This window comes from Aureimonas psammosilenae (assembly GCF_009176975.1).
GTDB lineage: Bacteria > Pseudomonadota > Alphaproteobacteria > Rhizobiales > Rhizobiaceae > Plantimonas > Plantimonas psammosilenae.
Genome location: NZ_WEZG01000002.1, coordinates 125,749 through 140,647, shown reverse-complemented (window position 1 = coordinate 140,647; position 14,899 = coordinate 125,749). Strand labels below are relative to the sequence as shown.

The 14,899-nt window shown below is 65.3% G+C and carries 14 protein-coding genes; 6 read left to right on the top strand and 8 right to left on the bottom strand.

Going from position 1 to position 14,899, the window contains the following annotated elements; translation table 11 throughout:
• Positions 1-16 precede the first annotated feature (16 nt).
• Positions 17-1,690, bottom strand: coding sequence for a circadian clock protein KaiC (kaiC, locus tag F9929_RS04395; protein WP_152045332.1), 1,674 nt, complete (start codon positions 1,688-1,690; stop codon positions 17-19).
• A gap of 85 nt (positions 1,691-1,775) precedes the next feature.
• Positions 1,776-2,165 carry a response regulator gene (locus F9929_RS04390; RefSeq protein WP_193227610.1) on the bottom strand — a complete coding sequence of 130 codons (390 nt, stop codon included), beginning with the start codon at positions 2,163-2,165 and terminating at the stop codon, positions 1,776-1,778.
• Between the two features lie 398 nt (positions 2,166-2,563).
• On the opposite strand from F9929_RS04390, the gene F9929_RS24635 reads away from it, so the two are divergent.
• From F9929_RS24635 to F9929_RS04380, 3 genes are all read left to right on the top strand, one after another.
• Positions 2,564-2,689, top strand: coding sequence for a hypothetical protein (locus F9929_RS24635; RefSeq protein WP_268915630.1), 126 nt, complete (start codon positions 2,564-2,566; stop codon positions 2,687-2,689).
• A gap of 187 nt (positions 2,690-2,876) precedes the next feature.
• Positions 2,877-3,146 (top strand): hypothetical protein, encoded by a 270-nt coding sequence (locus F9929_RS04385; RefSeq protein WP_152045330.1) that lies wholly within the window; start codon positions 2,877-2,879, stop codon positions 3,144-3,146.
• A 217-nt stretch (positions 3,147-3,363) separates the two neighbouring features.
• Positions 3,364-4,260 (top strand): dihydrodipicolinate synthase family protein, encoded by an 897-nt coding sequence (locus tag F9929_RS04380; protein ID WP_152045329.1) that lies wholly within the window; start codon positions 3,364-3,366, stop codon positions 4,258-4,260.
• Between the two features lie 57 nt (positions 4,261-4,317).
• On the opposite strand, the gene F9929_RS04375 is transcribed toward F9929_RS04380, so the two are convergent.
• From F9929_RS04375 to F9929_RS04360, 4 genes are all read right to left on the bottom strand, one after another.
• On the bottom strand, positions 4,318-5,646 hold the full coding sequence (locus F9929_RS04375) for an ABC transporter substrate-binding protein (protein WP_152045328.1): 1,329 nt from the start codon (positions 5,644-5,646) through the stop codon (positions 4,318-4,320).
• Positions 5,647-5,738: 92 nt separating this feature from the next.
• Positions 5,739-7,016 carry a D-tagatose-bisphosphate aldolase, class II, non-catalytic subunit gene (locus F9929_RS04370; RefSeq protein WP_152045327.1) on the bottom strand — a complete coding sequence of 426 codons (1,278 nt, stop codon included), beginning with the start codon at positions 7,014-7,016 and terminating at the stop codon, positions 5,739-5,741.
• Positions 7,013-7,969: a tagatose kinase gene (locus F9929_RS04365; protein WP_152045326.1), complete on the bottom strand. Its 957-nt coding sequence runs from the start codon at positions 7,967-7,969 to the stop codon at positions 7,013-7,015. The genes F9929_RS04370 and F9929_RS04365 overlap by 4 nt, the downstream gene beginning before the upstream one ends.
• Before the next feature lie 4 nt (positions 7,970-7,973).
• Complete coding sequence (locus tag F9929_RS04360) at positions 7,974-8,744, bottom strand: L-iditol 2-dehydrogenase (protein ID WP_152045325.1); 771 nt, start codon at positions 8,742-8,744, stop codon at positions 7,974-7,976.
• 349 nt (positions 8,745-9,093) lie between these two features.
• Between F9929_RS04360 and F9929_RS04355 the strand changes: the two genes are divergently transcribed.
• A complete protein-coding gene (locus F9929_RS04355; RefSeq protein ID WP_210251302.1) occupies positions 9,094-10,104 on the top strand; it encodes a LacI family DNA-binding transcriptional regulator in 1,011 nt (336 codons plus the stop codon).
• Between the two features lie 223 nt (positions 10,105-10,327).
• On the opposite strand, the gene F9929_RS04350 is transcribed toward F9929_RS04355, so the two are convergent.
• A complete protein-coding gene (locus F9929_RS04350; protein ID WP_152045324.1) occupies positions 10,328-11,458 on the bottom strand; it encodes a glycosyltransferase family 4 protein in 1,131 nt (376 codons plus the stop codon).
• Complete coding sequence (rfbD, locus tag F9929_RS04345; protein ID WP_152045323.1) at positions 11,455-12,345, bottom strand: dTDP-4-dehydrorhamnose reductase; 891 nt, start codon at positions 12,343-12,345, stop codon at positions 11,455-11,457. The genes F9929_RS04350 and rfbD overlap by 4 nt, the downstream gene beginning before the upstream one ends.
• Positions 12,346-12,526: 181 nt before the next feature.
• On the opposite strand from rfbD, the gene F9929_RS04340 reads away from it, so the two are divergent.
• Positions 12,527-13,351 carry a DUF2793 domain-containing protein gene (locus tag F9929_RS04340; protein ID WP_152045322.1) on the top strand — a complete coding sequence of 275 codons (825 nt, stop codon included), beginning with the start codon at positions 12,527-12,529 and terminating at the stop codon, positions 13,349-13,351.
• Positions 13,352-13,473: 122 nt separating this feature from the next.
• Entirely contained in the window at positions 13,474-14,889 is a 1,416-nt protein-coding gene (locus F9929_RS04335; protein ID WP_152045321.1) for a mannose-1-phosphate guanylyltransferase/mannose-6-phosphate isomerase, read from the top strand.
• Positions 14,890-14,899 lie beyond the last annotated feature (10 nt).

Here is a 14,899-nt window from a genome sequence, read left to right as displayed (position 1 = left end):
AAGGCCGACAGGGTCCTCACGACCGCCGCACCGCCGACATTTCGGCTTCATCCTGCCGCGCCCGAAGCAGATAGTCGCTTTGGACATTTTGCAAACGGGCCAACTCGGCCTCGTCGGCTTCCATGTCCGCTTTCAGTCTGTCGATCTGGGCAAGCGTTTGCTGGCGCCGCCGCGCGACCTCGGCGGCAAGGCGCGCGGTTTCGGCATCGCGCTCGGCCTCGACGCGCCGGGTCCGCGCCTCCTCCGCCCGCCGGGCGGTGCCGGTGAGAACCGCGCCCTGCCCGACATAGGGCTCGATCAAACGCAGGCCCTCGCCCGACATCAGGAACTCGCGGACCTGATTGGAGTGGGCGGTGCCGCGCGCCTTCAAGAGATAAAGCTCGCGATTGAACTCGCCGTTGGCTTCCCGGTTCAGAAGGAGAATCCAGGCATCCATCAGCGACGACAGACCGGCTTCCGTTTCGGTGGAGCGGTGCTGGTTCGCCAGATGGGTGAAGATGCCGGTGACACCGTGGGCCTTCAGATAGTCCACGACGCGCAGCAGCATGGCCTTGATCTCCATGTCCTCACCCGAACCGGTGAAGGCGGAGATCGGATCGAGGACGACGAGCTGCGGCCTGAAGCGGATGACCTCGCGCAGGATCACCGACAGATGCATTTCCAGGCTGTAGAAGGTCGGGCGCGCCGCGACGTGCTTCAACAGCCCGGCATCGATCCAGCGCTGGAGATCGAGCCCGATGGAGCGCATGTTGCGCGCCGTCTGCAGCGAGGATTCCTCGAAGGACAGATAAAGCGCGCGTTCGCCACGGGCGCAGGCCGCATCCGCGAAACAAGCCGCGAGCGAACTCTTGCCCGACCCCGCGACACCGCTGAGAAGAATGCTCGATCCGCGATAAAAGCCGCCGCCTTCCATCATGGCGTCGAGATCGGAGACGCCGGTGGAAACGCGCTCCTCGAAGATTTGATGGTCGAGCCCGAGCGCCGTCACGGGCAGGACGCTGAAGCCGTCCTCGTCGATCAGGAACGGATATTCGTTCGTGCCATGCGCCGTGCCGCGATACTTGACGATGCGCAGACGCCGCGTGGAAATCTGGTTGCTGACGCGATGGTCGAGAAGCACCACGCAGTCGGAGACATATTCCTCCAGCCCCTGGCGCGTCAGCGCGCCGTCGCCTCGCTCGCCGGTGATCACGGCGGTCAGGCCCTTTTCCTTCAGCCAGTCGAACAAGCGGCGGATTTCGGCGCGCAGGATCGCGGGGTTGGAGAAAGCGGAGAACAGGCTTTCGATCGTGTCGAGAACGATGCGCTTCGCCCCGACCTGTTCCACCGCCAGTTCGAGGCGCAGGAACAGGCCTTCCAGATCGTAATCGCCGATCTCGGCCACCTGCGAGGCGTCGATCGAGATATGCTCGATATGCATCCGGCCTTCGGCGATCAGCTCGTCCATGCCGAAGCCGAGCGAAGCGACATTGGCGACGATATCGACCGGCCGTTCCTCGAAGGACACGAAAACGCCGGGCTCGCCATATTCGCGCGCGCCGTGGATCAGGAAGGTCGAAGCGAAGAGCGTCTTGCCGCAGCCGGCCGAGCCGCAGATGAGGGTCGGCCGCCCGGTCGGAAGCCCGCCCAGGGTCAGCTCGTCGAAACCCTCGATGCCGGTCGGCGATTTGCCGACGCCCTCGCAAGCCATATGCGCTCGATCCCTTCAGCGGAACGTCTCAGTAGATCGCGCGCCGGCCTTTGCCAAGTGCGCGAAACTGCGGGGCTTCCGCCCTTCAGGCCGGACGCTTCTTCACGGCGTCGAAGAGCAGGCGCACCACGTTGTCAGGATCGGTGGGCTTGCGGTAAACGGGCACGTCGTCGAGGTCGTTCGGAATGAACCAGTCGTCGTAGCCGGTGACGAAGACCACGGGCACGCCGCGATCCTCCAGGACCCGCGCGATCGGGAAGGATGTCTCGTCGCCGAGGCGGATATCGAGAACTGCCGCATCGACCCCTTCGCCGCTAGCGATCGTCAGCGCCTGGCCGACATCGGGCGCCGGCCCTAGCGGAATCCCCCCGGCCCTGCGCACCGCCTCCACCATCTCGACGGCGATGAAATACTCATCCTCCACGATCAAAACGCGTTTGCCGTCGAGGTCGGTGAAATCGCCGGTGATCGTCATGGGTCTCACAACCGCCGCGGCTCGTCGGCGGCCGCCGCCTCGTCCACAAAAACGCCCGCGCATGCGCCATACCGGTTGAACGCTCCGGTCGGCGACGACGAGCAGGAGAAGCGTCGCCATCCTGCCGGTGGTTCCATACCGGCCGCATGGTTCCCACGAAGCTGCGCCTTGCACCGACTGTAGCGAGGGGGTGGCCTTCCGGCAATCGGCGGTTCGTTATCCGAACCGTGATCGGCGATCACGAATCGACACCCGAAGGCAGCGACCATCCGCAATGTTTACGATGTTAGCTCGGAAACATCGAGTTGCGCCGCAACATGAGGAATCCCGCTTTCCCCTGGGTAATTTTCTGATATAGTGATGAATAAATAATAAAACTTTATGCAGGGGAGACTACTATGCCCATCGTCACTTGGGTTGCGCCGGCGCTTGCACTCGCCGCCGCGACGGTGATCGCGCTTGGACTCGCCCATCGTTTTTGGGAAACGACGCTTTGGCCAAGTCACCTCAACGACGAGGAATAACCATTTGAAAGTCTGGTCTTCCGGGCTTTTCGAAGCGAATTGCGTTGCGTGCGCGCCCGTCCATCGGGGCGGCGTTCGACTCGGCTGAACGGTCAACCGGCTATCTCCTTCGCCGGATGCGATAATATTTATCCTCACTTAAGATATTAGGGACAAACTGAACCTCCTTTACGAGGAGGGACAGGTGATGGATTTCGTTCTCTACGGTGTTCTGGCCTCCGCGATCGCCGTGCCCTCGGCGCTTTTCGTTTCGGCCTGCATGGCGGGCGCCAGACTGTTGGACGCGACGGAAGCGATGTCCGGGGACTGCGCCGGGAGCCTTGCCGCTCCGCGTGCCAAGCTCGAGCGCTCGCGCAACCGAACGAGCGATCCGATGCAGGCGATCGGGAGCCGTTTGCGGATCGTGGCGAACGACCACGGTTTCAGCGGCGCGTCCACGGATGCAAGCCTGCGCTGACCTCGGCTTCGTCCGGCGCGGTTCGTCCGTTCGCCCGGCGCGGCTCGCCGAACATCGACAGCCGATATTCCCGTCAAAGCTTCGATCGCCGAGAATAAGTCAGAAAAAGAACGCCGCTTTGGCGTTCTTTTCGTATCCTGGCCATGGATTTTCGGTTCTATTCATAATCCCGGCAAGTCGTCATCGATTGGCCTTCCACTTTTTTCGCGCGATTTCGATGCCGCTTTTCCATGGCTTGGCCGCTTTTCCTTTGACGCCTGCCGACGAGAACGGGCGCGTTGCCGTCTCGACCCTGTGCGCGACGCTGCATCGCCTTTGCGAGGCCGAGGTCGATGCCATCGGCCTTCTCGGCAGCACCGGCATCTATGCCTATCTCAGCCGTGAAGAACGGCGGCGCGCGGTCACTGCCGCGGTGGAATGCGTTTCGAACCGCGTTCCGGTGATCGTCGGGATCGGCGCGCTGCGCACGGACCACGCGCAGGATCTCGCACGGGACGCGGCGACCGCCGGCGCGGATGCCCTTCTGCTCGCGCCCGTCTCTTACACGCCCCTGACGGAGGACGAAGTCTACGAGCATTTTCGGGCTGTCGCTTCGGTGACGGACCTGCCGCTCTGCGTCTACAACAATCCCGGCACGACGCATTTCACCTTCAGCCGCGATCTTCTTGCGCGCCTTGCCCGGATCGACTCGATCAAGGCCGTGAAGATGCCGCTGCCCGCGACGGGCGACGTGGCAGGCGAGTTGCCGCTACTTCGCCGGGGTGCCGAACTGGCGATCGGCTATAGCGGGGACTGGGGCGCTGCCGACGCGCTGCTGGCCGGCGCCGATGCCTGGTACGCGGTGGCGGCCGGATTGCTGCCGCGCCTTTGCCTGTCCCTCCTCCGGGCTGCCGAAGCCGAGGATATCGCCGAGACCCGGCGGATCGACGGCCTGCTTCAACCGCTCTGGGACTGCTTCAAGGCCCATGGGAGCCTCAGGGTGATGTATGCGCTCCACGACGTGCTGCATCCCGGCACGACGGAGCCACCCCGCCCGGTCCTGCCGCTGACCGGCACCGACCGCCGCCGCGTGGAAGACGTTTTCGCGCCGCTTCGCGCGTTGGAAGGGCTTTGAAGACGAGGAAGAAGATCGGCCGGCGCACGACGGCGCCGACCTGAACGCGGATGGCGCTTACTTGATGTAGCCGGCGCGGGTCAGTTCGCGGGTCGCCTGCGCCTGCGCGGCGGCCAAAGCCTGCTCGACCTTCACCGAACCCGATAGGGCACCGGCCATCTGCTGGCCGACCGCCGTGCCGAGACCCTGGAACTCGGGGATCGCCGCGAACTGCAGGCCGACATAGGGCTTGTCGGGGCCCGCCGCCGGATCGGCCGCGTTCATCGCTCGCAGCGTTTCGGCCGCGAACGGCGTTGCGTCCGTGTAGCTCTTGTTCTCGTAAAGCGAGGTGCGCGTGCCGGGAGGAACGTTGGACCAGCCTTCCTTGCTGGCGACAAGCTCCTGATACTTCTTGTCGGTCGCCCAGGTGATGAACTTCTCGGCGGCTTCCTTCTTCTGCGACGAGGCCGGGATCGCCAGCGACCACGCCCAGAGCCAGTTCGCGCCGCCGTTCGGGCAGTTCTCCACGCCGCAGGGCGCCGGGGCGAATCCGACCTTGTCCGAAACCTGGCTCTGCTTCGGGTTCGTCACGAAGTTGCCGGCAGAGGTCGCATCGATCCACATGCCGCACTTGCCCTGGCTGAAGAGCGAGAGGTTCTCGTTGAAGCCGTTGGACGCGGCGCCCGGAGGACCGTATTTCTGCATGACCTCGACGTAATCGCCGACCGCCTTCTTCCACGCCTCGGACTCGAACTGCGGCTTCCACGAGGCGTCGAAATAGTTTCCGCCATAGGAACGGGCGAGGTTGCCGATAAAGGCCATGTTCTCGCCCCAGCCCGGCTTGCCGCGCAGGCAGATACCGTAAACGCCGGCCGACTTGTCGGTCATCTTCTCGGCCGCTTCCTTCAGGAAGCTGAAGGTCGGCTTTTCCGGCATGGTGAGGCCGGCCTTGTCGAGAAGATCCTTCCGGTAGATCGTCATCACGCTTTCACCGTAGAACGGCGCGGCGAAGAGCTTGCCGTCCGTCGACAGCGCGTTGCGGATCGGCGGAAGAAGATCGTCGATGTCGTAATCGGCGCCGAGATTCTCCAACGGCGCGAGCCAAGCCTGCTTCGACCAGATCGGAACCTCGTAGGTGCCGATGGTCATGATGTCGAACTGGCCCCCGTTCGTCGCGATGTCGGTGGTGACGCGCTGGCGCAGGACGTTCTCCTCCAGCGTGACCCAGTTCACCTTGATGTCCGGGTTCGCCTTCTCGAACTCGCCCGTCAGACCCTGCATGCGGATCATGTCGTTGTTGTTGACCGTGCCGATCGTCAGCGAAGTCTGCTGGGCGTTCGCCACGCCGGCAAGAGCCATCAAGCTCGTCGCGACGAGAAGGCCTTTGATCTCGTTGTGATGCCTCATTCTCTTCTCCTCCCAGAGTGTTCGGTCGGTTTGCTCAGGACCATCCTGAGTTCGGCAAGCCCGGCGCCGTTGTCGGTCGGCCCGGGATATCCTCAAGCTTCGCCCCCGCCGCAGGCGCTGGAATAGCGTTCCAGAACCAGCGTCACGCTCGCCAAGACGAGGTCGCGGGCGTTCGGGCGCACCCGGCCGTCGGCGACGAGCGGCTCCAGTTTCCCCAGGAATTGCCCGATCAGCGGCAACGGTATCTCCCGATCGCCGAGACGCGTGAACAGCGCCTCCACCGCCACTTCCGCCTCCCGCTTCGGCCAGTAGTATCGGATGCGATCGGAATAACTGTAATGACGCTGCACCCGAAGCTCCGACGCATCGCCATGATAGTATTTCGACCAGTTGCCGGGATCGGCCAGCATGATCCGCTCCATCGCGGCATGGAGGCCCTCGCTGCCGTCAGGAGCGAGAACCGCCGCGATCGCGTCGAGACCGTAATAGGCCTCGCGGAGAGCGAAGGTGAGTTCGGGGCCGACCTTCAGGATCGCGAAGCCGTCCTCCACGAGCGAGCGGAGCGCCTCGCGCGACTGGTAATCGGTGGAATGGGCTTCGAAAACGAATTGCGGGATCTCGGCCAAAGCTGAACTGAGATCGCGCGCCTTGGCGGGTTCGTAACGGATGACACTGGTGTTGCCGAATTCCACGCCCGGCTGCACGACGGCGGCAATGGCCCTCGAAAAGGCTTCGTCGAGGCCCCGTGCCGCGAAGGCGCGTTGGTGGACCGCGACCGTTTCCCTGGCGGCGTCCGGCGAGGTGACGGCGAGTTCGCCCTCTTCCTCCAGGGCGCCGCCCGGCACCGGGACTTCCGTACCGATGACGTAGACCGGCGCTTGTTGCCCACTTGCATGGGCCTCGGCAGCACCCGCGAGATCCGCCGCCCGCTCGGCCACGATCTCGTCCGGCAATGCGATCGGCTCGCCCGCGCAGCCCATGGAGCAGTCAAGATGCAGCTTGGAGAAGCCGGCCTTCGCATAGGCGGCGATCATCACCTTCGCCTTGGCCATCGCTTCTTCCGCAGGAAGATGCTTCCACGGATTGGGTCCGAGATGGTCTCCCCCGAAAACCACGCGCGCCGGATCGAAGCCGACCTTTTCGGCGATGCGTTCCACGAAAAGGCGAAAGTCGCCAGGTGTCATCCCGGTATAGCCGCCGTCCTGGTTCACCTGATTGCAGGTCGCTTCGATCAGAACGCGGCCGGGCCGCGAGAGACCGTGTCGGAGAGCGGCCTCGATCACCAGGGGATGGGCCGTGCAAACGGAGGTGATGCCGACCGCGTCGCCGACGAGGCGGGTACGAAGAATCGAAGGGAGCGTCACGCTCATCGGGCTTTCTCCGTATCGGCGCGGGAAATGAAAGCATCGAGCTCGGCGCGCGTGGACGTGCCTTCCATCGGACCCACCCGTGTCACGGCGAGCGCCCCGCTGGCGGCGGCGTAGGACAGCGCGAGTTCCGGTGCGAGGCCCTGTAGCCAGCACGATACGAAGGTCGCGCCGAAACAATCGCCGGCGCCGGTCGGGTCGATCTCTTCGACGCGGAACGCCGGTTGGTCGATCCGCCGTTCGCGGTCGAAGTAGGACGCCCCTTGCGAGCCGCGCTTCAGAACGATCGCGGCGAGGCCGCCGTCCAGAAGCTCGGCGATCGCCGCAGGCTCGTCCTTGCCGGGAGCAAACAGAAACAGTTCCTCGCCGCTCGGCAGAAACAGGTCCGCGCTCTTCAGAAACTCAGCGACGGCGTCGGCGACGCCCGGCAAGCGCAGCATTTCGGGCCTGAGGTTCGGATCGAAGGATACCGTTCCGCCGCGCGTCTTGACCGTGTCCACCGCCGAAAGGGCCGTTTCGATCAGCGAAGGAGAGAACAGCGCCGTCCCCATGACGTGCAGATGATCGGCGCGACCCAGAACGGCACGTCCGGCCTCCGTCAACCTCGTGCGGCCGGAAGCGCTGTGCTTGATGTTGTAGACGAACTTGCGGCTGCCATCGGGGCGATAGCGCACGAAAGCATGACCCGTCGGGAGTTCGGGGTCCACGGCGATACCCGACACGTCGACCCCGTCTCGACGCAGGCGATCGAGATTGACGATGCCGAAGTCGTCGTCGCCGACGCAGCCGATCATGGCGGCCGGCTGCCCGAAGCGGGCCGCCTGATCGATGAAGATCGCGGGCGCCCCCGACGGATAAGGGCCGGTGAGCGGGATCGGCTCGAGGAAGCCATCGCCTTGGTTCTCGGCGATGATCTCCGCGAGGATCTCGCCGATCGTCAGGACCAGCTTGGACATCGCGTCAGTTCATCCAGTTTCCGCCGTCGACATTGTAGGTCTGGGCCGTGACGTAGTCGGAGTCCGACGAGGCCAGGAACAGCGCGATGCCGCGATAGTCCTCGGGCGTTCCCATCCGGCCGAGCGGCACGGCGCGGCCGACTTGCCGCTTCTTTTCGCCGGGGGCGAGATTCTCGAACTTGGCGAACATGGCATCGACCTCGTCCCACATCGGCGTGTCGACGACGCCGGGCGCGATGCCGTTGACGTTGATGCCGTGCGGCGCGAGGGCAAGCGCCGCCGACTGTGTGATCGAGATGACCGCAGCCTTCGAGGCGCAGTAAACGGCCACCAGCCCTTCGCCCCGCCGGCCCGCCTGGCTGGAGATGTTGATGATCTTGCCGCCGCGGCCCTGCTCCACCATCCGCCGGGCGACCGCCTGCAGCGTGAAGAGCGTTCCCTTCGTGTTCACGACGAACTGCTTGTCGAAGCTCTTCTCGGTGATTTCCAGAAACGGGCCGGCCTCGAACACGGCGGCGTTGTTGACGAGGATGTCGATGCCGCCGAGCTTCTCCACGACCGCCGAAACCGTAGCGTCGATCGAGGCTTTGTCGGAGACGTCGAGCTTGATGCCGAAGGACCTGCCGCCGAGGGCGCGGGCCGTTTCCTCCGCCCGGTCGAGGGCGATATCGGCGATCACGACATGCGCGCCTTCGTCGGCGAACGCCTTCGCCATCGCCGCGCCGATGCCTTGCGCGCCGCCGGTCACGATCGCGACCTTGTTCTGAAGCTTCATCGTCCTCGTCCTTGCCATGTGTCGGTACGCGTTCTGCCAAGGAAGCCGGCCGGGATTGGTCGCAGCGGTCGGGGCTGGGAGGCTCCAATCCACACCGTCCGGCGCGGTTCACCCAAACACCTCATCCCCCCGAACCGAGCATGATCTGCGCCAGCTCGCCGAAGACATGCGGACGATCGTCGCGCCATGAGTCGCTTGTGTCGAAACCTCTCCCGTCGCCGAACTCCTCGCGCTTCTTCCGGCGACACGAAACAGTTGGCATGAGCTCCGATATCATGTCAATGTACGTAACGGAATATTTTTACGTACGTAAAATTCAATGATGCCGGGACGTGGGGTGAGCACTGCGATGAAGGTCCGCACCATGGAAGAGTTCGCCACGGCGAGCGGCATTTCCCGACCGACGATTTCCCGGTTCTTCTCCGATCCGACGAGCGTACGCCCATCGTCGCGCCAGCGGATCGAGGCGGCAATGGTCGAATTCGGTTACCGGCCGAATTTGATGGCGGTGAACTTCAACCGGAAGAAGCCGAAAACGCTGGGTCTTCTCGTCCCCTCGCTGACCGATCCGTTTTATGCCGGATTGGCACAGCGGGTGGAGAAGATGGCGGCGGAAGCCGGATACTGGACGATCATCCAGAACTCCCATGGCGATGCATCCGGGGAGGTGACCGCGCTTGCGACTCTCGAGTCATTGAATGTCGCCGGAGCGATCCTCGCGCCACTGGGACATGCCTCCAAGACAACTGCCTTCAAGAAGCTGGAAGGCAGGGTTCCGGTGGTTTTCCTGGATACGCAGGTGGATGTCGAAGGGCCGTTCGTCGGCACGGACAATGGGCAAAGCATGAGCCTGATGGTCGAATATCTCGTGAGGTCCGGGGGGAACCCCGTCTACTTCGACATGCCGGATATCAACCGCAACGCGCGGGACAGACGGGCCGCCTATGTCGGCGCGATGGAGCGGAACGGGCTGGAGCCCCGGATCATCCCGGTAGCGGAAACGGGTTGGGAATTCGAACGCATCGCCTTCGAGACGGCTTCCGACCTGTTTTCCCGTTCGAAACGCTTAGATGTCGATACCATTCTCTGCGCGAACGATCGCATCGCCTTCGGGGTGATGGCTGCAGCGACGGAGGCCGGCTTGAGTATTGGACGGGATGGGAACGGCATCCGGATCGCCGGGCATGACGATCATCCGCTCAGCCGCTTTTCCTGCCCCTCGTTGACAACCGTCGCGCAGGATCAGGAAGAGCTCGCCAAGTCCACCTTGGATATTCTGATGGCGCTGATCTCGGGTTCGTCCGACCGCCCATCGAACTACAGCCTACCGGCAACGCTCGTGATGCGCCGTTCGGCGTAGGGTCGGCCGATCTCGATCGCATCTCCAGTTAGAGCGCCTAACAATACCTCCGGGCCGAGGATGGGCGGAGGATTTTCGTTGTCCCGCGAGGCGCCAAACTTAAGTGATGCCGGCGGCATCGGCGGCCCGAAGGGCGGGCGAGACAAGTGGCTCGCCCCGAGGCAACGAAGCGGGCGACGGAAAGACCCGGCCAGCCGACCCCGCGAGGTTTTGTTAGGTGCTTTTAAAGCATCGACCGCCAAAGAGCGCCGACATCGGCCGCAACGCGAGCCTCGGTGAAGCCACTCTCGATCCGTTCGCGGACCGCGTCGCCCATCGCGGCGAGGCGCGAGGGATCGGCGGCGAGGCGTTGAATGGCATCGGCCAGCCGTTCGGGGTCGTCCGGCGGCACGACGAAGCCATCGACCCCGTCGCGCACGAGATCGCGGCAGCCCGGAACGTCGGTGGTGAGGATCGCCCGGCCAGAGGCGCCGGCTTCCAGAAGCGTTCGCGGCAGGCCTTCCCCCCCGCGCGACGGCAAAATGGCGGCGTGATGGGCGGCGTAGACGCTGGCGACCTCGCGCGTCGCCCCGTGCCACGATACGCCGTTTCGCCCGTTCCAGGCTGCAAGCGTTTGGCTGGAAACGGCGCGCGGATTGTCGGCATCCACCGGGCCGAACAGCGAAAGCTCGACATCGACCCCTCGGGCACGGGCGATCGCGACGGCCTCCACCGCCGTATCGACGCCCTTCGACCAGATCATCCGCGCCACGAGCGCGAGCTTCAACGGCGGCGACGGCGGTAGCGGCGCGACGGGAAAAGCCTGCGGATCGACGCCCGCGCCGCCGACGACGAGGATGCGCGGATCATCGGGGGCGAGGCCAAAGAAGCGCGCGTCGGCCGTGTTTTCCAAGAGAAGGCGGGTGCGCCTGGAAACGAGGCCCGCGCGCAGGGCGAGCGTCACGCCGGCGCGGATGGCACGCCCCGCCGGATCGGTGCGGGTGCCGAGAAAACCGGTGCCGGTCAGGGCATGGACCGGCCGGCCGATGCCCGTCAACCGGCAGGCGATGCCGCCGATGGCGATGGCGCGAAGGGCGATGCAATGAACGATCGTCGGGCGATGATCGCGCAGGATGCGAGCGAGCGAGCGCACTTCGCGGCCGAGTGCCGTAGCGGAATTGCGGCTGCGGGCGATATCGAGAGGCACGACGCTGGCGCCCGTCGCCTCGATCATCGCCCGATGCCCACGCACCCGCGTCGCGACGACCGCTCGTAAGCCCATCCGCACCGCTTCCCGCGCAAGCGGCAGGAAATGCGAGGCGAAGAACCAGTCCTCCGTGACCACGAAGAGGATGGTGGGCGCATCTGCCTTCATGCCTTGGCGGCGGGAACGGCGCGTTCCGCAAAGCGCCGCGTCGCGTCTTCCCAATCCGGCAAGGCATGCGCGAAGGTCGCCGCGAAGCGGGAATTGTCGAGGACCGAATATGCCGGACGCCGCGCCGGCGTCGGATAATCGGCCGTGGTGATCGGCTCGACTGTCGCGGACGGCCCGCCACGCGCAGCGGACGCCGCGAAGACCGCCGCCGCGAAGCCGGCCCAGGTCGTCTGCCCCGTGCCCGTCATGTGGAAGGTGCCGCGCCAGTTTTCACTATCGGGCGATGCCAGCGCGACCCGCGCGACAGTGAGGATCGCTTCGGCGATGTCGGGCGCATAGGTCGGCGTGCCCTGCTGGTCGGCGACGACGCGCACTGTGTCGCGGTCGCCGGCGAGGCGCAGCATGGTGCGCGGGAAATTGTTGCCTTCCGGCGCGAAGACCCAGGCGGTGCGCAGGATCACGTGACGCGGATTGACTTTCGCGACGGCGATCTCGCCGGCGAGCTTCGAGCGACCATAAACGCCGGCCGGCCCGGTCGGGTCGTCCTCGCGATAAGGCCGGTTCGCGTCACCGGGAAAAACGTAGTCGGTGGACAGATGGATCACCGGCAACCCGGCTTGCGCCGCCGCGCGCGAAACGTTGGCCGCTCCCCCTTCGTTGACGGCGAAGGCTTCGGCCTCCTCCGTTTCGGCCTTGTCGACGGCGGTATAGGCGGCGGCGCTCACCACGACATCAGGAGCAAAGGCGGCGATCGCCCGCGCCACGGAAGCCGGGTCGCGGATATCGAGGTCCGGCCGCCCGAGCGCCTCGACGGCGATTTCCGGCGACGCCAGACCCGCCAAGGCCCTCGCCACCTGCCCTTCGCGCCCCGTGACCAGAATCCGCATGAAGCTCCATCTCCCTTGTTCGCGCCGTCGAACCGCATGGGTTGGACGGGATTGCGATGCGTCTTAATCGATAGGCGCGACGCAGGCCACCGCCGACGTCGCCAGCGCGATTTCTCGCCGATCTATCCCCGCCGATTCGGGCGAAGATAGGCTCCGGCTCTTGCCTTCACTGGAGAGTCGCATGTCTGACCGCACCGATCGCCTGTCCCTGCCGCTCCTGATGCCGTCGCAGGCGCAGAAGCATCTCACGCATAACGAGGCGCTGATGGCACTCGACGCCCTGGTGCAGCTTGCCGTGACGAAGCGCGCGTCCGCGCCCCCGGCCGACGCCGTGCAGGGCGAACGCATTCTCGTGGCAGCGCCGGCGAGCGGGGCCTTCACCGGCCGCGAAGGGCGGATCGCCGTTCGGGACGACGAGGGCTGGCTGTTTCTGGTTCCCCACGCCGGATGGCTCTTGTGGCTCGCCGCCGAGGGCGTGCCCCTCGTCCATGACGGCGCGGCCTGGGGGCCGTTGAAGGTGCGGCGGACGGACAGGCTCGGCATCGGGGCGGAAGCCGGCGAAACCGACCGCCTCGCCGTATCGAGCCCCGCCGTTCTGTTCGATCATGCGGGCACCGACAGCCGCGTGAAGATCAACAAGGCCGCGTCCGTCGACACCGCCAGCCTTCTGTTCCAGCGCGATTATTCCGGCCGCGCGGAGATCGGGCTCTCGGGCAGCGAGGACCTGTCGCTGAAGGTTTCCGCCGACGGCGCGGCCTGGAAGGAAGCGCTGCGGGTGGCGGGCTCGACCGGCCATGTCGGGCTCGGCAAGGCGGCCTCGGCGGCCCGGCTCGATGTCGCGGGCGCGGTTCGCGTCGGGCAATATGCCAAAGCCGCCCTGCCCGTTGCCGGCGCGCTCGGGGCCGGAGCGCTCGTCTTCGTGTCGGACGATGCGGGCGGCCCGGTTCTCGCCTTCTCGGATGGCGCGGCTTGGCGGCGGGTGACGGACCGTGCGACGATAAGTTGATGATAATGCGATGATTTGCATCCGCGCGGGTTAAGGTTGCCAACGGATTTCTTCAAAAGCCGCTGGCATCCGGCGGCGGAAATGACTTTAACCGAGCCAGAAACGAGATTTGGTAGATTGCCATGACGAACAGGATTACTCCGATCGTGATGGCTGGCGGCGCGGGAACGCGCCTCTGGCCTGTATCGCGCGATACGATGCCCAAGCAGTTCATCACGCTTCTGGAAGGGGGCGAGTCCACGTTCCAGGCCACCATCCGCCGCGTGACGGGTTCGGATTTCGACCGCCCCGTCGTGATCACCTCGAACGACTTCCGCTTCATCTGCGCCGAGCAGCTCGCGCAGATCGGCGTCGAGGCCGACATCGTTCTCGAACCCGAGCGCAAGGATTCGGCACCGGCGGTGGCGGTCGGCGCGTTGATCGCGCAGGCGCGCTCCGCTGACGCCGTGTGCCTCGCGCTCGCCGCCGATCACCTGATCCGCGATGCCGACGCCTTCCGCTCGGACGCCCGCAAGGTCGCGGATCTGGCGCGCGCCGGCCGCATCATGACCCTCGGCATCCGCCCGACCGAGCCGTCCACCGAATATGGCTATGTGCGCGTCGGTGGCGAGAGCCTCGGAGCCGACGCCCACGTGCTGGACAGCTTCGTGGAGAAGCCGGACCGCGCCACGGCCGAGCGCTACGTTTCGGAAGGCTATGTCTGGAACTCCGGCAACTTCGCCTTTTCCGCCGAGACCATGATCGGGGAACTGTCGCGCTTCGTGCCGGACGTTCTGGAAGCGGCCCGCAAGGCGGTCGACGCCAGCACGCGCGATCTCGATTTTATCCGCCTCGACCCGGCCGCCTTCGCCTCCTCGCCGAAGATCTCCATCGACTATGCCGTGATGGAAAAGACCAAGACGGGCGGCGTTCTTTTCGCGTCCTTCGACTGGTCCGACATCGGCTCCTGGGGCTCGCTCCATGCGGTGAAGGACAAGGACGCAAGCGGCAACGTTCTGGAAGGCGAAACGGCGGTGCTCGACACCACCAACTCGCTGGTGCGCTCCGAAGGCGTTCTCACCACCGTGGTCGGTATGCGCGACGTTGTGGTTGTCTCTACCCATGACGCGGTTCTCGTGGCGGATCGCTCGCGCGCCGCCAACGTCAAGGATCTCGTCACCAAGTTGAAAAGCCAGAAGCGCCCGCAGGCGAGCGAGCACCTGCGCATCCACCGCCCCTGGGGCTGGTATCAGCGCATCGACATCGGCCCGCGCTTTCAGGTCAAGCACATCACCGTGAAGCCGGGCGCGACGCTGTCGCTCCAGCGCCACCATCACCGCGCCGAGCATTGGGTCGTCGTTCACGGCACCGCCGAGGTGACGATCGACGGCAACGTGAAGCTCTTTCACGAGAACGAGGCGGCCTATCTGCCGATCGGCTGCACCCACCGCATGCATAATCCCGGCAAGATCGACCTGAAGATCATCGAGGTCCAGGTCGGCTCCTATACGGGCGAGGACGACATCGTGCGCATCGAGGACGTCTACGCGCGCCACTGACGGCTCGCCC